The 20539-nt window shown below is 52.5% G+C and carries 16 protein-coding genes and 1 pseudogene; 9 read left to right on the forward strand and 8 right to left on the reverse strand.

Annotation, left to right across the window (positions count from 1 at the left end):
* Window positions 1–5: 5 nt before the first annotated feature.
* Together ACSFXJ_RS24855 and ftsH are read right to left on the reverse strand one after the other, a co-directional pair.
* Entirely contained in the window at window positions 6–338 is a 333-nt protein-coding gene (locus ACSFXJ_RS24855; RefSeq protein ID WP_435922982.1) for a nucleotide pyrophosphohydrolase, read from the reverse strand.
* A gap of 340 nt (window positions 339–678) precedes the next feature.
* Entirely contained in the window at window positions 679–2502 is a 1824-nt protein-coding gene (gene ftsH / locus ACSFXJ_RS24860; protein WP_435922983.1) for an ATP-dependent zinc metalloprotease FtsH, read from the reverse strand.
* 166 nt (window positions 2503–2668) lie between these two features.
* Here ftsH and ACSFXJ_RS24865 point away from each other — a divergent pair, with 166 nt between their 5' ends.
* Entirely contained in the window at window positions 2669–3088 is a 420-nt protein-coding gene (locus ACSFXJ_RS24865; RefSeq protein ID WP_435922984.1) for a VOC family protein, read from the forward strand.
* Here the strand turns inward: ACSFXJ_RS24865 and ACSFXJ_RS24870 are convergent.
* Complete coding sequence (locus ACSFXJ_RS24870; protein WP_435922985.1) at window positions 3085–4329, reverse strand: helix-turn-helix domain-containing protein; 1245 nt, start codon at window positions 4327–4329, stop codon at window positions 3085–3087. The two genes, ACSFXJ_RS24865 and ACSFXJ_RS24870, sit on opposite strands and share 4 nt — an antisense overlap.
* A gap of 245 nt (window positions 4330–4574) precedes the next feature.
* On the opposite strand from ACSFXJ_RS24870, the gene ACSFXJ_RS24875 reads away from it, so the two are divergent.
* From ACSFXJ_RS24875 to ACSFXJ_RS24900, 6 genes and pseudogenes are all read left to right on the forward strand, one after another.
* Complete coding sequence (locus tag ACSFXJ_RS24875) at window positions 4575–6287, forward strand: fumarate reductase/succinate dehydrogenase flavoprotein subunit (RefSeq protein ID WP_435922986.1); 1713 nt, start codon at window positions 4575–4577, stop codon at window positions 6285–6287.
* A 25-nt stretch (window positions 6288–6312) separates the two neighbouring features.
* Complete coding sequence (locus ACSFXJ_RS24880) at window positions 6313–6549, forward strand: 4Fe-4S dicluster domain-containing protein (RefSeq protein ID WP_435922988.1); 237 nt, start codon at window positions 6313–6315, stop codon at window positions 6547–6549.
* A gap of 38 nt (window positions 6550–6587) precedes the next feature.
* The gene (locus tag ACSFXJ_RS24885; RefSeq protein WP_435922989.1) at window positions 6588–7742 is read left to right on the forward strand and encodes an ABC transporter substrate-binding protein; all 1155 of its coding nucleotides are present in this window, start codon (window positions 6588–6590) and stop codon (window positions 7740–7742) included.
* Window positions 7743–7745: 3 nt separating this feature from the next.
* Entirely contained in the window at window positions 7746–8513 is a 768-nt protein-coding gene (locus tag ACSFXJ_RS24890) for an ABC transporter permease (RefSeq protein ID WP_435922990.1), read from the forward strand.
* A gap of 33 nt (window positions 8514–8546) precedes the next feature.
* Window positions 8547–9362, forward strand: coding sequence for an ABC transporter ATP-binding protein (locus ACSFXJ_RS24895; RefSeq protein ID WP_435922991.1), 816 nt, complete (start codon window positions 8547–8549; stop codon window positions 9360–9362).
* Between the two features lie 133 nt (window positions 9363–9495).
* Window positions 9496–10826 (forward strand): annotated as a pseudogene (locus ACSFXJ_RS24900) (IS3 family transposase).
* Between the two features lie 74 nt (window positions 10827–10900).
* On the opposite strand, the gene ACSFXJ_RS24905 reads toward ACSFXJ_RS24900, so the two are convergent.
* From ACSFXJ_RS24905 to ACSFXJ_RS24920, 4 genes are all read right to left on the reverse strand, one after another.
* Window positions 10901–11671, reverse strand: a complete 771-nt coding sequence (locus tag ACSFXJ_RS24905; protein ID WP_435922992.1) for a TerC family protein — start codon at window positions 11669–11671, stop codon at window positions 10901–10903.
* Window positions 11672–12032: 361 nt separating this feature from the next.
* Window positions 12033–14165, reverse strand: coding sequence for a carbohydrate-binding domain-containing protein (locus ACSFXJ_RS24910; RefSeq protein WP_435925862.1), 2133 nt, complete (start codon window positions 14163–14165; stop codon window positions 12033–12035).
* Between the two features lie 22 nt (window positions 14166–14187).
* A complete protein-coding gene (locus tag ACSFXJ_RS24915) occupies window positions 14188–14871 on the reverse strand; it encodes a DUF4956 domain-containing protein (RefSeq protein ID WP_435922993.1) in 684 nt (227 codons plus the stop codon).
* Window positions 14864–15607 carry a polyphosphate polymerase domain-containing protein gene (locus ACSFXJ_RS24920; protein WP_435925863.1) on the reverse strand — a complete coding sequence of 248 codons (744 nt, stop codon included), beginning with the start codon at window positions 15605–15607 and terminating at the stop codon, window positions 14864–14866. Before ACSFXJ_RS24920 ends, ACSFXJ_RS24915 begins: the two co-directional genes overlap by 8 nt.
* Before the next feature lie 192 nt (window positions 15608–15799).
* On the opposite strand from ACSFXJ_RS24920, the gene ACSFXJ_RS24925 reads away from it, so the two are divergent.
* Both ACSFXJ_RS24925 and ACSFXJ_RS24930 read left to right on the forward strand, forming a co-directional pair.
* Window positions 15800–16480, forward strand: coding sequence for a response regulator transcription factor (locus tag ACSFXJ_RS24925; RefSeq protein WP_435922994.1), 681 nt, complete (start codon window positions 15800–15802; stop codon window positions 16478–16480).
* On the forward strand, window positions 16480–17748 hold the full coding sequence (locus ACSFXJ_RS24930) for a sensor histidine kinase (RefSeq protein WP_435922995.1): 1269 nt from the start codon (window positions 16480–16482) through the stop codon (window positions 17746–17748). The genes ACSFXJ_RS24925 and ACSFXJ_RS24930 overlap by 1 nt, the downstream gene beginning before the upstream one ends.
* Before the next feature lie 237 nt (window positions 17749–17985).
* On the opposite strand, the gene ACSFXJ_RS24935 is transcribed toward ACSFXJ_RS24930, so the two are convergent.
* Window positions 17986–20367, reverse strand: a complete 2382-nt coding sequence (locus ACSFXJ_RS24935) for a GH36-type glycosyl hydrolase domain-containing protein (RefSeq protein ID WP_435922996.1) — start codon at window positions 20365–20367, stop codon at window positions 17986–17988.
* Window positions 20368–20539 lie beyond the last annotated feature (172 nt).

Here is a 20539-nt window from a genome sequence, read left to right on the forward strand (position 1 = left end):
CACTCCTAAAGCTCGTTATATTTAGTCATTTTGCCAAAAGACTTGTCCACCGGATACTTGGCGCCGTTCCGCTGCATTTTATCCCGTATGATCTCCTCTATATTGAGGTCCAGCGCATCAGCCAGATAAACCGAATAGATCAGCACGTCCGCCAATTCGTCGGCGATATCTTGCTTCTTCTCCGACACCGCCTCTTCGGATGTTCGCCATTGAAAATTCTCTAACAGCTCGGACGCCTCCAGGCTTAGCGAGATCGCCAAGTCCTTCGGACTGTGGAATTGCTCCCAATTGCGCTCCTCCCGAAAAGCAAGCAGCATTTGGATCAGATCTTCATTCATGTTTGTACTCCTATCATTTCGTCGTTTAATCCGAGCCCCGCTCCATCCACACAAAAAAGAGGCGGTCCTCCCCCTTGATTCGGGGCCCGCCTCTTGTCGTCTCTTGGTGTGGCCATGCTTTGGCCCTGGTGCATTCTTCCTACTTCCAAGTTATTACGAAATGGAAGTTTCGTCAAATCCCGCCTAAATTCGTCTTACGGTTCGATGCCGCAGGTAATAAAATCATGATTGCCAGGGTCACCGACAGAAGTACGATTTGCATTAACGTGCGGCGGAAGCAGGTCCCAAAAAATTTTTATTAACCCGCCTACGCCCGGGCCGGACCCCGTTTCTTTCCTGCTCAGTTCCGCGAATTCAAAATCTCCATAAACTCCTCGCCGGTAATCGTTTCTTTCTCGACAAGGTATTTGGTGATCTCGTGCAATTTGTCCTTATTTTCTTCCAGGATCTTGATGGCGTTCTGATGGCACGATTTGATGATGCCTAGCACCTCGTCGTCGATTTTGGACGCGGTTTGGGCGGATACCAGCAAGGAGGTGTCGCCTCCCAGGTATGGATTGTTCACGGTTTCCAGAGCCATCATATCAAAGGCCTCGCTCATGCCGAACCGGGTCACCATCGCCCGGGCGATTTTCGTCGCCTGCTCGATATCGTTGGAAGCCCCGGAGGTCACCGAGCCGAAAATAATTTCTTCCGCTGCCCGCCCCCCCATGAAGGTCGTGATCTTGTCGAGGGCTTGTTCCTTGGACATGAGCACGCTCTCCTTCTCATCCACCTGCATCGTATAACCGAGCGCGCCGGAAGTCCGGGGAATGATCGTAATTTTATGGACCGGCGCGGAATGGCTCTGCTTGGCCGCAACCAGGGCATGCCCCACCTCATGATAAGCGATGGTCAGTTTGTCCTTCATCGATATGAGCACCGTTTTTCGCTGATATCCGGCGATGACGACTTCCACGCATTCTTCGAGATCGCTCTGCGTCACCCTGGTTCGGCCCATTCTGACCGCACGAAGCGCCGCCTCGTTGATGATGTTGGCCAAATCGGCCCCGGACGCGCCGGACGTCGCCCTGGCAATCACATTGAAATCGATCGGCTCTTCCAGCTTCACCTTTTCGGCATGAACCTTCAATATGGCTTCCCGTCCGGCGAGATCCGGCAGTTCCACAGGCACCCGGCGGTCAAAGCGACCCGGGCGCAACAGCGCCTTATCCAGCGTTTCGGGCCGGTTCGTAGCCGCAAGAATGACCACGGCCTTTTCGGCATCAAACCCGTCCATTTCCGTCAGCAGCTGATTCAATGTTTGTTCCCTTTCGTCGTTGCCGCCGACCCCGCCCGCATTCCGGCTTTTGCCGATCGCGTCGATTTCGTCGATAAATACGATACAAGGGGCTTTCTCTTGCGCCTGCTTGAATAAATCCCTTACCCTGGCCGCCCCCATGCCGACAAACATCTCGACGAACTCGGAGCCCGAAATCGAGAAAAACGGAACCTTCGATTCGCCGGCCACCGCTTTGGCCAACAGCGTTTTCCCCGTTCCCGGCGGTCCGACCAGCAGAGCCCCCTTGGGAATTTTTGCGCCGATCTCCCTGTATTTCTTCGGATTGTGGAGAAAGTCGACGATTTCCTGCAGCGCTTCCTTGGCTTCGTCCTGTCCGGCCACATCATTGAACGTAATGCCGGTTTGCGCCTCCACGTAAACCTTGGCTTTGCTCTTTCCGAAAGACAGGGCGTTGCCTCCGCCCATCATCCTTTTTTGCAGTTTCCGCGACAGCCATTGCCCAAGCGCGATAAAAATGAGCAGCGGCAGGATCCAGCTCAGCAAAAAACTCAGGATCGGCGAGGTTTCCCTGGGGATGACCTTCGTAAACTCTACGCCGGCCTCATGCAGCCGGTCCACCAGTTTAGGGTCTTCGATCGTGCCCGTCTTAAAGAGCTTGGCCTCGGAAGTGTCCACCGGTTCGACGAGCAGGTAGTTATTTTCGATCTCGACCCCCTTCACCTTGCCTTCCTCCACCATCGTCAGGAACGTGCCGTAGTCGATTTCTTTGATGGAGCGGTTGTTTAAGGCGGGCAGCAGCAGGGAATTCAGGAGCAGAATAATAATCAGCGTAATGCCATAGTAAAAGAGAAGCGACTTTTGGGGCGGTTTGAATTCTCTCATGAAAATCCTCCTGGCTTATCCAAGTTGCGCATATTATCCCCGGGCAAGACGGCGTGCATACAGGGCAAAGGCCAGGCTTAACGTTTTGGATTTGCAGGCGGTTTGTGGTTAAAATACAAATATATAGCGTACAAAGTGTTAGAAATTCGAAAGGACGTGAGGAACGATGGCAAAATTAACGCCTTACTTCTATTCCGCGGATGCCCGCGCGCAAGCTCAGTTTTACGTACGGGCTCTGGGAGGAGAAATCCGGCACCAAATGACGTACGGAGAAGCTCCGGGCATGGAGGAAGCGATGAAAGACCGGATTATTCATATGTCGTTCACCGCGGGAGGGGTGGATTTCTATATTGCCGATACGATGCACGATCCGCAGGGCAGCGGCAGCCCATATGACCTTTGCCTTGAATTCCGGACCGACGAGGAAGCCCGGCAGGCATTTGCCAGGCTGTCGGAGGATGGCGGAAAGGTCATCATGCCGCTGGAAAAGCAATTCTGGGGCACCCTTTTCGGGCGACTCGAGGACCGGTTCGGCGTTAAATGGCAGATCACGACGGAGGCGCCGGCGAACCAAACCCAATCCTAATAAACAACCTCCGAGAGCCATTCCCCGCGGATCGGTATGTCTGGAATGGCCGGAAGCTTCAAATCCTTTAATGCTGCCTGCAAATAAGCGGTCTCACAACGGAACGGCCGGGTTCCGGAGCCCGGGGTATCCGATTCCGCGGCATCCAGTTTGTGCAAAGTATGAAGATCCCGCTCATAAATCGCCGCATCCCATCGAACTTGCCGCAGAACCTTGGCGGTGGTTCGCCGGGAAATCCCCGTACAGTCGTGGATCAGTCCGACAGCCCTGTCTAATTGGGAGCGGATCATCTGATGGGCTCTCAGATGGGCTTTTAAATAGGCGATGGCAATTTCCGGATTTTCGGCCGCCCATGCTTTGTTTGCAACGAGTCCGGTTAAGTAATCTTCGCCAATCCCTTCTTCGAACAATATTTTCCCCGCCCCCGCATCTTGAAGCAAACTCGGATACGGTTCCCACATGACGCTGGCTCCGACTTTGCGGTTCATGAGGCGTTCCATGCTGTCGCGCATCGGCGACGCGACGATTTGCCGATCCGCTTTAAACCCGGAGGCCGTAATAAGCCCCTCCAGTCTGGAGCTTGCGCTTGAATGCGGCACGGTCAAGATTTCCGTCTCTTCGAGATCTTCAAAACGACGGATCGGGCTGCAGGGGGGAACGACGATCGATATCCCTTTACCGCTCCGCGTCTTGCCGTCAAAAGCGAGCAGCACGGATTGGAACGAGGGAAGCATCCCGCTTAATGTATGGGCTATTTTGATGGGATAATCCCCCAAAGAAGCGATCTGGATACGCCCCTGGATCAATCCCTCAAGCAGCTCGATCCCGTTATTGCCGTTATACCACTCCACTTCGATATGCCTGCCGGGAAAAAAGCCGCGAAGCTCTTCTTCAAAAAAGCCGGCCTCCTTAATAAGAACTCCGCTCCACATATGAGCGGTTCCGCCTTGATAGCCTATCGAAATCCTAAGCGGCGTGCTTTCCCTCTTCACCGGTTCAGGTTCATGGGTAAAGCCCCTCATCCATCGCCGAAGTTGCTCGGGATCGATAAACACCTCCTTGCCGATTTTGATGTACGGCAGTCCTTTGTTTTGCCGCCAGCGGTCAATCGTCGCCCGGCTTATACCGAATATGTTCATCGCTTCCTGTAATGTGATCAGTCGAAATCCGCTATCGGTCACCAACCCCACCCCCGCATTAAATTCCGATAAAATTAATGTGAATAATGTGATTTTTATCATTGTAAACCAAAACCTCTTGCTCAAACAACTCCTTTGTTGCAGCAATTCCTCATTGTTCCTCATTGCTCCTCAACCGATCGGAAAGTATTGACGCTTCTTTTATCCCAGTGATAAGATTCATAACAAAATCTAAAGACACAGTATTTTTATTGGAATAATTAATGTCGACTGGACCGCCAGAGACACAGCCCCTTTTGACAAGGGTACTGTGTCTTTTCACATTTCAGGGGAGGTTGCATGTCCGGATGGAAACAAGAACTTATGTGACTGATGTGCTCATCATCGGAGGCGGAACCGCCGGCACGATGGCCGCAATCAAAGCCAAAGCTGCCCATCCCGAGCTGGAGGTGCTCGTGCTCGACAAGGCGGATATCCGCCGGAGCGGCGCGATCAGCATGGGAATGGACGGACTTAATAACGCGGTGATTCCGGGAAAAGCGACGCCCGAGGAATATACGCTTGAAATTACGGCGTCGAACGACGGTATTGTTGACCAGTTGGCCGTTTATCGGCAGGCCTCGGAATGCTACGAGATTGTCAAAGAGCTGGATTCCTGGGGGGTGGACTTCGAGAAAGACGCCGACGGGAACTATGAAGTATACCGGGTTCACCGTAAAGGCCGGTATGTGCTGCCGATGCCGAAAGCGAGCGACCTGAAGCTGATATTGGCCAAAAAGGTGAAGCAAATGCGCTGCAAAGTGGTCAACCGGGTCATGGCCACCAGACTGCTGACGAAAGGGGATCAGGCGATCGGAGCCCTCGGTTATGACGTCAGGACCGGCGAGCTGGTGATCGTTCACGCCAAAGCCGTGGTCATGACGGCCGGCGCCGCCGGGAGAATGGGATTGACGGACTCCGGTTATTTGTACAGCACTTACGAGAATCCCACCAACTCGGGCGAAGGATTCGCCATGGCCTACCATGCCGGGGCGGAACTGACGGGCATCGAATGCTATCAAATCAACCCGACGATGAAGGATTATAACGGTCCCGCCTGCGCCTATGTCGCCGGCCCGTTCGGCGGCTATACCGCAAACGCCAAAGGGGAGCGCGTCACCGGATGCGACTATTGGAGCGGCGAGCTGATCATGAATATGTGGAAGATGGCGAACAAAGGCGAATGGCCGTTGTTCCTGAAGCTTTCCCATCTGGATGACGCGTCGATATCCAAAATCGAAGCCATACTCCACAACAACGAGCGCCCCAGCCGGGACCGGTTCCATGCGGGGCGGGGAAAGGACTACCGAACGGATATGGTCGAGCTGCATTTTTCGGAGCTCGGGCTCTGCAGCGGGCATAGCGCATCCGGCGTCCTCGTGAACCATGAAGCGGAGACTTCGATGAAAGGCCTATATGCGGCCGGCGATATGGCCTGCGTCCCGCACCAGTATTTGCTGGGCGCACTGACCTTCGGGAAAATCGCGGGGGCCAATGCCGCGCGCTTCGCATCCAATCAGGCTCAGATCGAGCCCGACCCGGGGCAAATCGAAGCGGAAAAAGAACGGATCGCGAAGATCGCAGCCAATCCGGACGGCGTTCCCCACCAGCAGGTGGAGTATAAAATACGGCGGATCGTCACGCAATACCTTATGCCGCCGAAAACCATCGTCAAGATGGAGATAGCTCTGGAAAAAATCGAACATTTCCGCAAGGTCGATCTCCAGTTGCTGGGCGCCCGGGATCCGCATGAAATCGGCCGTGCTCTGGAAGTCCATAGCATTGTGGATTGCGCCGAATTGATGGCCAAAGCATCGCTGTTCCGAAAAGAGAGCCGATGGGGGTTCTACCATTACTTCCTGGACTACCCGGAGCGCGACGACGAAAATTGGCTGAAAAGAGTCATTGTCCGGAAGGGTGCGGACGGGGAATGCGATTTGTACACGAAAGAGCTTCCGCCCTATATCCTCAAGCCGGAGCCGGAGGAAACAAATACCGACGAACAGGTATTCAGCCATTAACAACAGAAAAGGAGCGTAACCAAAGATGAATAATTTATCCGCGGGCTTTGTTCCGCAGCGGGTGGAAGCCAGCGTCATCGTCGACCGGGACAAATGCATCGGATGCAATATTTGCGTTCAAGTATGCCCGATGGGAATTCTCGCGCTCGATCAGGACGGCAAGGCTTACATGAAATATGACGAGTGCTGGTACTGCACCCCTTGTCAAACCGATTGCCCGGTTGACGCGGTCACGGTAAACATCCCTTATTTGGTGAGATAGCTGCACTTCTATTTTTCGTCAGAAGGAAGGTCGATTGTATGAATCGGCGGAATCCCGTCCAAGCACTCCAATTTTTCATGGCGTTGCTCCTCGTTCTATTGCTGCTGCAGGCTTGCGCGTCCAATCGGCCGGCCTCGCCGGCAGCCGACTGGGGCGCAGGCAGCACCTCTTCCGTGTCCGGCGCCGCTGCACCGGAAGGAGAGACGGTCACGATTACCGTCGGATACCAGTCTCCGACCGCTCAAACCTGGGGCGCGCTTATTATTAAAAACCAAAAGCTGTTCGAGAAATACCTGAAGCAGCAGGCACCTGGCCAGAATATCAAAGTGGAATGGTTCGATGCTCCGGCCGGGTCCATCCTTAATAACAATATGGCCGGCGGTAAAATCCAGATCTCTTTCCTTGGCGATATGCCCTCCTTACTGAATGGAGTGCTGGGTATCACGCAAGCAAACTATCATTCCGTGTTCCTCGCATTCGACGGAAAAGGAAAGCTGGGACGGAACCAAGCCATTCTCGTGCCGAAAAACAGCGATATCAAAGCCATCACCGACCTGAAAGGAAAAACGGTGTCGACGCCGATCGGGAGCAGCGCCCATCGCATGCTGCTGGAATCCCTTCGAAAAGTGGACCTGGTTGACCAGGTCCAGATCGTCGATCAATCCGTTACGGTGGGCATGCAAAGCATCGAGCAGAACAAGGTGGATGCCCACTCCACATGGGAGCCTTATCCCAGCTTGATGCAGTTCAAGGACATCGGTACCGTACTGCAATTCGGCGAAGAAACGGAGATCGATTATTTGGCCGGCGTCGTCGCCAACCTGGATTGGGCCGAAGCCAATGGCCCTTATGTAACGGCTTTTCTTCAAGCCTTGAACGAAGCGCACGAGTTCGCGGTCTCCAATCCCGAAGAAACCGCAAAAATCTTCGCGGAGGAAAGCCAATTCCCATTGGAGATTTGCCGCCAAATGGTGCAAAACATCCGTTTCGATTCGGCGGTCTACCAAAAAGATTTGGATACGCTGAACGGAAGCATCGAATTTTTGTCCGGCATCGGCAAGCTGCAGAAAAATCTTGATCTTGAATCCTTCGTCGATGACGGTCATTTGCGGACCGCGGTTCTGGAGAACGGAAAAACGTATCCTTCCGAAACGGAACTGCAGGGCGAGTGGCTGGAAGGGAAGGTATATTAAACGATGATCCGGCAAAATAAGCTGCTGTCCTATTCCATTCGTACGCTGTCCATCGCGGCATTTTTGCTGATATGGATGTGGCTGGTTCGGGCAAATGTCAAATGGCCGCTTCAATTCGGCAACCTGCCGGATCCCGCGGATATCATCGTGACTTGGCTGTCCTATCTAACCCAAGCCGGTTATTATAAAGACATTTTGATCAGTACGACAAGGGTATTAAGCGGAATCGCCCTCGGCTTCATCACGGCGGTGCCGATCGGCATGTGGATCGGAAACCGCAAACTGGCCAAGGACGCATTATTCCCGAGCCTGGAGCTCTTCCGTCCGATTCCGCTGATCGCTTTCCTGCCTGTGGCCATGCTGCTGTTCCCCACGATTGAAAGCAGCGTTGTTTTTATTACGTTTCTCGGCGCGTTCTTTCCGATCCTGATCAGCACGAAGGATGCGGCGGGGAGAGTTTCGCCAAGCCTGGTGCAAGCCGCCCGCTGCCTGGGATGCGGACCCGTCCGGCTCATCTGGCGCGTCTATTTGCCGGCTATGTCGCCAGAAGTGTTCACCGGCTTGTCCGTGGGCGTCGGAGCATCGTGGATGGGGGTCATCACCGGGGAAATGATGTCGGGACAAACGGGCATCGGTTACACGACTTGGCAGGCTTATCATTTGCTCGATTACCGCCAATCCGTGATCGGGATGTTTACGATCGGCATGCTTGGCTTCGCTTCATCCGCCGTTGTCCGCGGTCTTGAACGTGCGGTAATCAGGTGGAAGTGAAATTATAACCGATATCGTCAGGAGTGATGGCCTATGCATGTGGAAATTGATCACGTGACCAAAGCGTATTCCGTTGGCAATCGGCAAACGGTAACCGCATTGGAGGATGTCTCATTATCCATACAGGAAAATGAATTCGTATGTTTGCTCGGACCGTCGGGATGCGGAAAAAGCACCTTGCTGAAACTCATCGCCGGCATTGAAGCATCCTCATCGGGCAGCGTAAAAGTCGGGGGAATCGACGTCAACGGCCCTTCGCCCGAAAGGGGCTTTATCTTTCAGGAATATGCCCTTTTTCCGTGGCTTAATGTTCGGGACAATATCTCTTTCGGACTCGATATGAAAAGATTGAATAAAAAAACGAGAAAAAACATCGTCGAGGACTATCTTCGCCTTCTCGGTTTGGAAAGGGCCGCCCGACTGTATCCGAAACAGCTGTCCGGGGGCATGAGCCAGCGGGTCGCGATCGCAAGAGCGTTGTGCTTGAAACCCCGGCTGCTTTTACTGGATGAACCGTTCGCGGCCCTTGACGCGATTCTTCGCCTAAAGATGCAGGAGGAAATGGTCCGCATTTGGCAGAGGGAAAATAAATCGTTTATCCTGGTCACCCACGACGTGGAGGAAGCCATCTTTTTGGCCGACCGGATCGTCGTGATGACGCCGGGGCCGGGAACCGTCAAGGAGATCGTCCCGGTTTCGCTTCCCCGGCCCCGGCTGAGAACGGAGGCCGGGTTCATTCAACTTCGCGACAGAATCGTTCGCCTTCTGCAAAAAAATGAACCGGAGACGGGCGAGCCTCTGCCGCTGGCCTGCGCATCCAAGGACCGCCTAAAGCCGATTCTGAGTTAACCCGAAAAAAAAGGGCTGGCCCAAGTTAAAATGTACCCTATAGAATAGACACTTAAAAAAAGTGCTCTTTCTATAGGGTGTTTTTTGTATAATTTAAAGAATAACATAGAGAAATACGTGGAGACGGAGAATTATGAGTAAAAAATTATTTACAGAGAAAGATATCACAACACTATCTAAGAACCGATATGTTAAAACAGTCAGTTCAAAGGGCATCACATACACTGATGAATTTAAACAACACTTTGTTACTGAATATAGTGAAGGGAAGCTTCCAAGAGAAATCTTTGAAGAAGCAGGATTTAATATTGACGTTATTGGCATGAAGAGAGTTAAATCAGCTTCAGATCGTTGGAAAGCTGCTTATAAAACCGAAGGAGTGTTGGGCCTTAAAGATACCAGAAAGGGTAGTTCTGGCAGGCCACGGATTAAAGAATTATCTATTGAAGAGAAGTATGCCAGATTGGAAGCACAGATGAAGCTTGTGCAGGCAGAAAACGAACTCTTAAAAAAGATTCGTTTGTTGGGAAGGGGGCTAAAGAAGTAAAGCTGCCCGTCAGTCAAAAATATATTCTCATTCATGAGGTCATTGAAAAATATAACCTTATCCATATGGTGAAATTCCTTTGTGAAGTTGCCGGAGTTTCAAGAAGTGGTTACTATAATTATTTCTCAGCCAAATCTATTGAACAAAGGAGACGCAAGGATAAAAAGGATGAAGAAACGAAAGAAATGATTCTAAAGGCCTTTAACTTCAAAGGCAGAAAGAAAGGGGCACGCCAAATTAAAATGACATTGGCAGGTCAATTTCAGTGTGTCTTCAACTTGAAGAAGATCCGTAGAATCATGAAAAAATACGATATCGTCTGCCCTATTAGGAAGGCAAATCCGTACCGGAGAATGATGAAAGCCACTCAAGAACACCGAGTGGTTCCTAACTTCCTAAACCGCCAATTTAAACAGGGGATGCCTGGCAAGGTCCTTCTAACGGATATCACTTATCTGAACTATCACGGTGGACAAAGAGCTTATTTGTCCGTCATTAAAGATGGTTCTACAGGTGAAGTTTTAGCACATCACATGTCTAGCCGAATCATCATGAATCTGGCCACAGATACCCTCACTAAATTGAAGAAGAACAGAACCTTTAAGAAAGCTAAAGGGGCCTTCATTCATTCTGATCAGGGTACCCATTACACACATCCAGATTTTCAGAAACAGGTTAAGAAACTCGGATTGTACCAATCCATGTCCAGGAAGGGAAACTGCTGGGATAACGCCCCTATCGAATCATTCTTTGGCCATCTTAAAGACGAAGTGGATATAAAATCATGTAAAACGTTTGGAGAGCTTCAACAAGAAATTGATAGGTATATCCGCCACTATAACCATACTAGATATCAATGGAACCTGAAAAAGATGACTCCTGTACAGTACAGGAATCATCTTTTTCAGGTAGCCTAAGCCTTTTTTTAAAATGTCCTTTACAAAGGGTACACTTTAAAGTCCGTTCGGATCTTGCGGCGCAGCCCCTTTTTTTAGTGCCCCTCTGATGGCGACGGCTTCTTTTCTTTCGAAAGGAACCAGCCCGCCGCACCGATCACGACAAGGACGAAATAGAAAATCAGTTTCCACAGCGTGGAATGCGCAAACTCATGCGAGATCAAGCCCACGTCTTCATGGCCCAGCGTTAGCACGGCGAGTTTGACGCCGACCCAACCGACGATGGCAAACGCGGCAATTTCCAGACCCGGCCGGGAATGCAGCAATTTGACGAACAGATTTGCCGCAAACCGCATAATGATCAGACCGATCAGGCCCCCCGCAAATACGACGATAAATTTGCCGCCGTCCATGCCGCCGATCGCGGGAAGCGGCGTATCCGGGAGCGTCATGGCCATCGCGACGGCCGCCAGGATCGAATCTACCGCAAACGCAATATCCGCCAGTTCGACCTTAATGACCGTAGCCCAGAAACCGGATTGCTTCTTCTCTTTTTCAACCTTGGCCTCTTTACTCTTGATGAATACTTTTCTGACGATATGGTTGATCGCGATAAATAATAAATACAGGGCGCCGATCGCTTGAATCTGCCAAACATCGACCAGAAAAGAAATAATAAACAATGAAGCCAAACGGAACACGAAGGCGCCCGCGAGTCCATAGAACAATGCTCTTTTTCTGTCGGCTTCGGGCAAATGCTTGACCATGATCGCCAGCACCAGGGCGTTATCCGCAGCCAGAAGCCCCTCCAGCCCGACTAATAATATCAAAACCCAACCGTACTCCAGCAAAATTGAAAAATCCATGCGTCATCCCCTCTCCTATACTTTTGTTATTGTCTGCTCTTCCCCGCGCAAACCGGCCGAACCTATTTGATTACTGCCAATCCCCCCTATACCAGTCTAAAAACAAGAAAACCTCTGCCCTATCGGCAAAGGTTTTTTAATCAAAAAAGACCTTTACCTATCCAAACATAGGCAAAGGTCTTGCTAACAACGGATTCGTTGCCAACAAAGCCGGAAGACGTCGGTCTTCGAATTGACGACTTTGTTGTATCAGCTACTCCCCTTTTAGGAAGAATATCAAGTTTTTTTAAATATAACCGCTTTACTGGGGATTGTCAATGGACATCTTCTCGAGTCTAAAAGGTTGAAGTCCGTTGCCGATTTACTGACCTAAGCTACCGGCCCCGGCGTCCGTCCCGTCTCCAGGCGGCATCATCGTGCCATCCCCGGCCGTGCCTCTGCCTCCGGGTCTTTTTCCGCCGCCACCGCCGCCAAATCCGCGGTTTCCGGTATTTCCCGTCGTCACTCCGGATTCGTTCAACCACGTCGTGACGCTGTCCGTAATTTCGAACGATACGGCCTTCGTTCCTCCCGAATAAGCACCGCCCGTATACACCCCGTCCTTCAACGCGCCGGTTGACGTTCCGCCGGTATAAAGCGTGTAGGAACCTTTCTTCAAATCCGGGGAACTAATCACCACGGTTTGATAATTTTTGCCCGGCGCGAAGGTCAGGATCGCATTGCCCTGGCTATCCTCCAGGTGGACCGGCGTTCCTGCCTGTTGCGTGTCGGAGAAGGTCATCGCAATGGAATATTGGCTGGAGCTGTCGGAAGGCGCTTGAGCCATGCCCGAGCTTCCCGCCGCCGCCAAAATGCCGCCGCTCATCTCAAAGGTGCCGTCATAGTCCAGCATGCCGTTGCCGTTGGAAGTCGGCCCGCTGACCACAACGGTGCCGCCGGACATTTCTATCGAGCCGTTGGAGTCCAGACCGTCGCCAGCCGCATCCACGCTCAGATAACCTCCCGTGATCGACAGCTTGTTGGACGCCGTTTCGCTAAACCGGTCCTGAGTTGCGCTTCCGTTCGCGGACGAAGCATCATTGCCCCCGGCCACGTTCACGCCGTCATCGGTGGCGGTTACGTGCGTCTCCCCGCCGCTTACGGTAATATTCGCTCCTTCAACACCCTCGTAGCTCTTTGAAATGTTGATCGTCCCGCCTGCGATGACGACCTCGGCGTCCGCGTGAACGCCGTCATCCCCCGTTGCGATTTCAAACGTCCCGCCATAGATGCCGACACTGCTGTTACTGTGAACGGAATCGTCTGCGGAATCGATCGAGAAATTGCCGTCGTTTACGTTAATACTGCCTCCCGCTTTTAAGCCTTTCTTGCTTTGCGATTCGGTTTCCTCCGTGGCGGTTGCCGTTTGATCGCCCGATGCGGCCGCCAGAGTGATTTCCGGCTGACTCTTCGCGGGCGGGATCGTCGTTGCCGAGGCCGCGTCAGCCGGAGCCGAAGCCGGCGGTTCCCCCGGTTGCCCGCCTCGGCCGCCCCAAGGACCGCCCTGACCTTGATCTCCGGTTTTCACCTCGCCTTTCGTGTTGCCTCCACCCGTAAGCAGCGTATACGTACCGCCGTCGACGACGAGCGAAGTTTCCGCCTGAATGCCGTCCGCTCCCGCCTCAATATCGAAGGTTCCGCCCGCAATCGCGACAAACCCTTTGGCCGCGTCCTCATCGTTCGTCGATTTGATACCGTCTCCGCCGGCCTTGACAGTCACGTTGCCTTCTTTGACGGCAACCATGTCGCGCCCCACCAGGCCGTCATCGGCCGCCTGGACCGTAATCGAACCGCTGACGATTTTCAGATCGTCTTTACTCGTAATGCCGTCGTTGAAATTGCCGGTTACCGAGAGCTTTCCGGTGCCGTTGATCGTGAGATCGGACTTGCTGAAAACGGCCGCATTCGGCTCGTCGGTGGATTCATCCGGGTATACATAAGCATCCCCGTCTGTAATGACGTTTTCCGTTCCGTCTTGAAGCGTCAGGATGACATCGCCGGCTTTTTGAATGTAAACCGGTGCGCTGTCCTCATCATGAAGCTCCACGCCGTTCAGAACCAAATGAACGTCTTCTTTATCCTCCACGTTAACCACGACCTGCCCATCGTCCAACGTTCCGCTTAGCACGTAGGTTCCCCCCGCCGTGATCGTCACCGAGCCGTCCGACGCTTTCGCACCGGAGCCGGTCACCGTAGCGGACGTACCTGCCATTTGAATCATGGTCGAGTTGTCGGCGCTCCACGCCGTATTGGTGTCCTTATCTTTGAATTCGACGAGGTCCTTTACCCCGATTTTGGCCAACTGCACAATGGCGGCCGTCTCGCTGTCCGCAGCCGTTACCGCGGCCGTTGTAGCCTCGCCTGTCTTGGCCTGGGAGACATTGCCGCAGGCCGACATGAGCGCTGCGCTTAGCAGCACAATACCCAGCTTACTCCATGTCGTTGTATTCATCATTTTCATCTTCCTTCCTCATGGTTTAATATTCGGTCGCCGGCGGACTCATCGTCAACGAGATATCGAGATTTCCGTTTCTGCAGCGGATATCGTCCAGCAATTCCTTCTGATTCACAAGTCCGTCGACCGTAATGACGTATACGAGCTCGTACAAGCTTCCAAGCTCGGTCGTTCTGATTTTTTTCAACTCATACGTGACACCATATTTCTTGAACACTTCATCAAAAGCACTCTCGTAACCGAGGTTTTCCGGAATCGTCACCTTGAGCGTTTTTTGCTGCAGCTTCCTTGCCCCAAAATTCATGCGGCTGAGAATCACCATCAACGAGCAGAGGATCAAGGTAAACAAGACGGCATATCCGAAAAGCCCTACTCCGCAAGCAAGTCCGGCGGCCATCGTAAACAGGACGTAAGAAATATCCTTCGGATCGCCGGGAGCGCTCCGGAACCGGATGATCGAAAAGGCGCCCGCCAGGCTGAACGCTCTGGCGATATTGCTTCCGATCAGCAGAATGATCATGGCTACGATCGAAGGCAGCAGCACCATCGTCAGCGTGAAGTTTTGCGAATAGCCTTTCGGATTGGTTTTCATATAGGTAAAACTGATAATGCCGCCAAGCACAATCGATAGCAGAATCGTTAGAATGGCGTTGCTAAAGCTCATTTCTGTATTCGTGAATGTTGAATTGAAAAGCGTATCAAGCATAAATCGCACTCTCTCTTTCCGTTTGGCGTTGTTTGATCATTTTCTTGTATTCATTGCCGTATTTGGAGAAGCTCGTCCGGAACGCCCGATGCTCGGAGAGCATTTTGGCCAGCCAGACCGGTACCGTCTTCTCCGCTTTGACTTCCATCAGCCAGCGTCCGTCATCGACGAGCGGTTCCCCGTAGTTGCCGGCCTCCAGCCTCAAATCGTACCGTCTGCTGCGTATATTCGTATCGAACGTGATCCGCAAATCCCGGTTTTCCTTGCTGAATAACGCTTTTCTTTCATAGGCGAGATATACCTTCGGCTCCAAGGAATAGCACCGCAGAAAATAAGTAATTTCATGGAGCACCTGCCGGTTCATATAAGGTTGGAATTCCGGCTCGGCCCCGGTACGGACAAATTCGTAAGCCTCATTCAGCTTCAGCGCGGTTCTTCTTTTGTTGACGAGACCGAACACCTTTTTCTTGATCTCCAGGTACACCTTCGCATCCGCTTCAGGTACGCCGTAAGCCCGGAGTCTCAGCTTCTCCTTGTACTTTGGCTTGGCCAGGCTGTTTCGGATGAGCGTGTCATGCTCGGTATCAAAATACAGGTTGCTGATGGAGTAGAACTCATGCTGCTTGTTGTATTCGTCGGGTTCCATATATTCCAGCAGAGCATCGTATAATTTGAGACAGGCCTCATGGTCAAGCAAGTATTTGCTTTCGTATCGGTTAAACACCTCGATCGCCATAGGTTCAAATCCTTTCTGTCGCTTATGTTTTTGCAGCGTCATCGCTTGCTTCTGTATGCATCTTACCGTCCGAACCTTTAACGAATCTTAAATTGATGTAGGGGCAAGTCTTAAGGTTCATTAAAGGGTTTGCTGATATAATGACAGCAGTCAATCATTCGACAATTTACGATATAGAGGAAGGCATGACCGATGAAAATATTAATCGCGGAAGACGAAATCCACCTTGCGGAAGCCCTGTCCCAAATATTAAAGAAGCAAAATTATTCCGTGGATGTCGTGCATGACGGCAGGTCGGCCCTCGATGACGCGCTGACCGGGATTTACGATCTGCTGCTTCTCGATGTGATGATGCCGGAAATGGACGGATTCGCGGTGCTGAAATCCCTCCGGGAAGAAGGTGTATCCACACCCGTCATTCTTTTGACGGCCAAAGGGGAAATTAACGATAAAGTGACCGGGCTCGATTACGGCGCGGACGATTACATCCCGAAACCGTTTGCCACGGAGGAGCTGCTTGCGAGAATCCGGGCGGCGCTCCGGCGCAGAGGCGAAGTGATTCCCGAGGACGGGTTGAAATTCGGGGATGTGGAACTGAATACGGCGAATTTGAAATTGTCCGTGAAGGGGAAGGACATCAAACTGAATTTGAAGGAATCCGAACTGCTGGAGCTCTTGATCTCCCGGAAACAGGCCATCACTTCCAAGGAACAGATCATCGAGAAGCTATGGGGCTTTGACGCCGAGGTCGAGCATAACAATGTGGAGGTTTACGTCTCTTTTTTACGAAAAAAACTGGCCTTCCTTAATTCCTCGGTGCGAATCAGCACGGTTCGGGGCGTCGGTTATTTGCTGGAGGAGGCGGTCGAGTAATGTTTACGAAGCTCAGGAACCGGTTTCTGATCGTCAATCTGGCGACCATCTCCGTTCTGATGTTTGTCGCGTTCGCTTCGATCTACGTCATCATGTACCGGCAGGTCCAAAACGACATTAATATGGAACTGCGCGATGTCACCGAGTCCAATCTGAAACCCAGGGGCACTACGGGGGACGCCATGCACTCGGGAGGGATGTTTTCGGGCCGGGAGCCTATGATGGACGGGGAAACGGGAATGATGCCCGACCGTTCGGTTTCGTTCGTCGTTCGGACCGACCGGGAAGGAAATATTCTCTCCAGTCAATCCAAGTTTGATATGGATGCGGATTTTTTTGCGGCAGCCCTGAAAAAAGCAAGCTCAATCAAAGGGGATACCGGGCAATTCGAGCTCGACGGAAGCCGCTGGATCTTTAAAATCCAGCCCTCGAAGGATGGATTGATGCTCGTCTTTCTGGACGTCACGGCACGCCACCAGATTTTGACCAACCTGATCTATACTTTCGCCGCCGTCGGTTTCGTCATGCTCATCGCCCTGTTTTTCGCCAGCCGATACTTTGCCAACCGGTCGATCGCTCCGGTCAAGGAAGCATTCGATAAGCAAAAGCAGTTTATCGCCGATGCTTCCCATGAACTGAAAACGCCGCTTGCGGTCATCAACACAAATACGGACGTGCTCCTGGCCAATCGGGAGGATACGATACAGAACCAAGCGAAATGGCTGCATGTCATCAAATCGGAAACGGAGCGGATGTCACGGCTGACCGGCGACCTTCTCTATTTGACGGAAATGGACGATACCCGGGCCAATATGATGTTTGCCAAGTTCAACTTGAGCGATGCGGTGGAAAATATCATTTTGACGATGGAAGCCGTTATTTTCGAAAAGCGGCTGTCTCTCGACTATTCGATAGAACCCGGTCTCACGGTGTACGGCAGCAGCGAACAAATCAAACAGGTGATCATGATTCTGCTGGACAATGCGATCAAGTATTCAAGTCCCGGGGGCTCGATCCGGCTCAAGTTGAAAAAGCAGCATAACGAGGCGGTCCTCTCGGTCATGAATACCGGCGAGGGGATTGCCCCTGAACAGCTGCCGAGAATTTTCGACCGGTTTTACCGCACGGATACGTCCCGGTCGCGCAAGCTTGGCGGGCATGGCCTGGGCCTGGCGATCGCCAAATCGATCATCGAACAGCACAAGGGAAAAATATACGCCAAAAGCACGACCGGCGAGTCGACCACGTTTTATGTGCATCTTTCCTAGAGGGATGTGCAACTTCAAGCCCAATGTCCGGCCGCGTTAACGAAACTGACGAACCTTATTTCCGCAACATGGTTCGATTTTAAAGTGTAAAAAAACGGTGTAGCGCTATTCCTCGATTTTTTGTGCCTTTTTAGGGCTCAAATAGGACGATAGCGTTACACCGTTTCGTTAGTTGTAGATATTTGCCAACATGGGCTCAATAAGAATATGCTGTTTCGTTATAGCGAAAGTTACACTTTAAAGTTGCGGCAATTTTACGATAACCTGCACTTCCTGCCCCGGCTTCAAGTCCCGAATGATGCCATCCCCGGCCAGAACTCCGTCCGCATAAACCTCCGTCGCTTCCACGCCCGGTTCGCGCCGGATTTCCACCCGCAAAGTCGCGCCTCGGAATTCACGCGTCACTTTCGCCTCGTTCCATCCGGAAGGAAGCTGCGGCTGAACCCGGAGGCCCTCCGGCGTGCCCTGCAGTCCGAACAGGCCGTCGATCAGGCAGCGGTACACCCAAGGCACTGTGCCCGTGTTAAACAGATGGCTGGAACGCCCGGCCGTGCGAGGGAACTGCCTGTAGGCCCCGCGGTAATAGTTCGGGATGAACACCGGCATTTGGCCGCGTTGGACGATGTCCTCCATGCTTGGTCCCGGCAGCATTTTTCGCAGCAAACGATAGGCATTGTCCTGTTCTCCCACGCTGTACAAAGCGTAGATATAAAAGGCTGCGGCATGATTATAAACCGCTCCGTTCTCCGCCGACCCCGGATGCTTCTGGGTCACCCGGCCGACGTCCTCCCGCATCGCGGTGTAGGAAGGCGCCAGCTTCTCCACGCCATAAGGCGTTTCAAGCTGCTCCTCCACCGCGCGAAGGAGCTTGGCCCGCTTCTCAGCATCCGCGGCCCCGCTCAGCAGCGACCATCCCTGCGGGTTGATGAAGATCCGGCCTTCCGCATCGGTGCTGATTCCGAAGACGACATTGTCATCGGTAATCCCTCTCGCATACCATTCGCCGTCCCACAAATAACGGTTCACCGTTTCGTTCGTTTCCCGGGCTGCTGCGCGATATGAATCGGCGGCGGCGGTTTGCCCGCCTCGTTCCAAAATTCCGGCCCAGACCTGGAACGCATACGCGGTCGCGATCGTCAGCCAGCCGGAAACCCCTTTGCCTTTGTACCCGACCATGTTCATCGGGTCGCACCAGTCGCCCTGGTTGATATAGTTCAGGCCCCGTTCGTCGCGGTCGTTCATCAGCCAGCGCATCGCCTTATGAATATGCTCGGTGACCGATTCCGCTTCATCGCTGTCCGCATAAGGAACCTGTTCGTTCAGAATCGAATAGTCATCCGTTTCATCCAAATAAGTGCTCAAACAAATCGGCAGCCAGACGCAATGGTCCGTGTGCGGCACCTGATTGATATACTTCAGTTCCGCATCCTTATGAAGAATAATGCCGTCGGGCATCGCTCCGTTCGCTTTTTGCTGGGCGAGCGCCGTAAGAAATGCTTCCCTGGCGGTTTGCGGTTTGATGTAGCTCATTCCCATATGATCCTGCAAAAAATTTCTCGTTTGCGGATCCGTGGTGAGGCGGTTGGTTTGGCCATGGTAGTACACCTGCCGAGGCAGCCAGTGATTGACGAAATTGTCGAGGTCCGGGTCCGGCGTCTCGATCTCGATGCAACCTTTTCCCTCCCGGATGTACGCGTCATATTCGCGTTCCGCCTGGGCAAAACCGTCTTCACCGGCGCTATTTTTGACCGTGAAATAGTTGTTCCGAATCTCCGCAACCTGCTCCTCGTTCTTCGCCGGGCCGAAAAGAAAACGATAGGCTTCCTCTTCTCCCGGTGCCAAGTTCACGCGATACTGCAAAGCGGCTACCGGCGTTTCGTATCGGGCGTCCCCCTTCGCCAGCTCCGCCTCCCGGATCGCCGACGGCCAGGCAAGTCCGCCTTCGCCTTCGAACTGCTCCTGGTTCACTTCCCAAGACAGCGGCGTGCGGTCGGCCAGCAGGAACGTTTTATCGCTGAAATGCTTGATCTTGTCATAATCCTGGTACTTCTGGTACGGCGTGATCGAGGAGCATACGATCGCCTGCAAATCCTCGCGATATTCCCCCGATTGGTTCATCCAGGACATATAACCTACCGTAAAATAGGGATAGATGCTTAACTTTCGCGGCGTTCCGGACACATTCGTCACCTTCACCCGCCACATCTCGAGAGCCTCTTCTTTCGGCAGGCTCAGGCTCATCTCGACCCTTACGCCATTGCATTCCACTTTCCAATGAATGCTGCTTTTCCCCACGGCGAACGTATATTGATCGGCCTGCACGCGGACGGGCTCATACGGTGCGGAAAACAATTCCCCGCTCTCCTCGTCCTTCACGTACAGGAACCGGCCCGGATGATGCGCGTAGTAGGGCTGCTCGGGCTGAATAAATGTTTTCGCTTCCAAATTCGGCGCGTGCGAATATTTCGCCGGCTCCGGCTGCATAAACTGAGCCACCGCGTAACCGCGGCAATTCATATGAATCATCATTTTTTCGTTCCACAGAAACCCGGATGCCTTGGGGAGAAGCGTCGGGCTTGCCAATTCAACGTACTCGTTATCTTCCGTAGCTCGGATCATCCTGCATCTCATCTCCTATCCACTCTCGTAAATATTTTCCTGTTTCTTATACTAAAGCGGTTTCAGCAATTGGGCAAATTTTTTGGGGAAAACATTTAAAACGGACCTTTCGCACCGCACGGCAGATGAATTAAGATCGATTCAGGCACACCTTAATAAAGGGGGAGGATCG

Origin of the sequence: Paenibacillus salivarius, from assembly GCF_051307165.1 — a bacterium.
Lineage (GTDB): Bacteria > Bacillota > Bacilli > Paenibacillales > Paenibacillaceae > Fontibacillus.

What these genes read in the sequence shown, in the direction of transcription:
- ACSFXJ_RS24855 (WP_435922982.1), bottom strand. Translation starts at nt 338, where the DNA reads ATGAATGAAGATCTGATCCAAATGCTGCTTGCTTTTCGGGAGGAGCGC.
- ftsH (WP_435922983.1), bottom strand. Translation starts at nt 2,502, where the DNA reads ATGAGAGAATTCAAACCGCCCCAAAAGTCGCTTCTCTTTTACTATGGC.
- ACSFXJ_RS24865 (WP_435922984.1), top strand. Translation starts at nt 2,669, where the DNA reads ATGGCAAAATTAACGCCTTACTTCTATTCCGCGGATGCCCGCGCGCAA.
- ACSFXJ_RS24870 (WP_435922985.1), bottom strand. Translation starts at nt 4,329, where the DNA reads ATGATAAAAATCACATTATTCACATTAATTTTATCGGAATTTAATGCG.
- ACSFXJ_RS24875 (WP_435922986.1), top strand. Translation starts at nt 4,575, where the DNA reads ATGGAAACAAGAACTTATGTGACTGATGTGCTCATCATCGGAGGCGGA.
- ACSFXJ_RS24880 (WP_435922988.1), top strand. Translation starts at nt 6,313, where the DNA reads ATGAATAATTTATCCGCGGGCTTTGTTCCGCAGCGGGTGGAAGCCAGC.
- ACSFXJ_RS24885 (WP_435922989.1), top strand. Translation starts at nt 6,588, where the DNA reads ATGAATCGGCGGAATCCCGTCCAAGCACTCCAATTTTTCATGGCGTTG.
- ACSFXJ_RS24890 (WP_435922990.1), top strand. Translation starts at nt 7,746, where the DNA reads ATGATCCGGCAAAATAAGCTGCTGTCCTATTCCATTCGTACGCTGTCC.
- ACSFXJ_RS24895 (WP_435922991.1), top strand. Translation starts at nt 8,547, where the DNA reads ATGCATGTGGAAATTGATCACGTGACCAAAGCGTATTCCGTTGGCAAT.
- ACSFXJ_RS24905 (WP_435922992.1), bottom strand. Translation starts at nt 11,671, where the DNA reads ATGGATTTTTCAATTTTGCTGGAGTACGGTTGGGTTTTGATATTATTA.
- ACSFXJ_RS24910 (WP_435925862.1), bottom strand. Translation starts at nt 14,165, where the DNA reads ATGATGAATACAACGACATGGAGTAAGCTGGGTATTGTGCTGCTAAGC.
- ACSFXJ_RS24915 (WP_435922993.1), bottom strand. Translation starts at nt 14,871, where the DNA reads ATGCTTGATACGCTTTTCAATTCAACATTCACGAATACAGAAATGAGC.
- ACSFXJ_RS24920 (WP_435925863.1), bottom strand. Translation starts at nt 15,607, where the DNA reads ATGGCGATCGAGGTGTTTAACCGATACGAAAGCAAATACTTGCTTGAC.
- ACSFXJ_RS24925 (WP_435922994.1), top strand. Translation starts at nt 15,800, where the DNA reads ATGAAAATATTAATCGCGGAAGACGAAATCCACCTTGCGGAAGCCCTG.
- ACSFXJ_RS24930 (WP_435922995.1), top strand. Translation starts at nt 16,480, where the DNA reads ATGTTTACGAAGCTCAGGAACCGGTTTCTGATCGTCAATCTGGCGACC.
- ACSFXJ_RS24935 (WP_435922996.1), bottom strand. Translation starts at nt 20,367, where the DNA reads ATGATCCGAGCTACGGAAGATAACGAGTACGTTGAATTGGCAAGCCCG.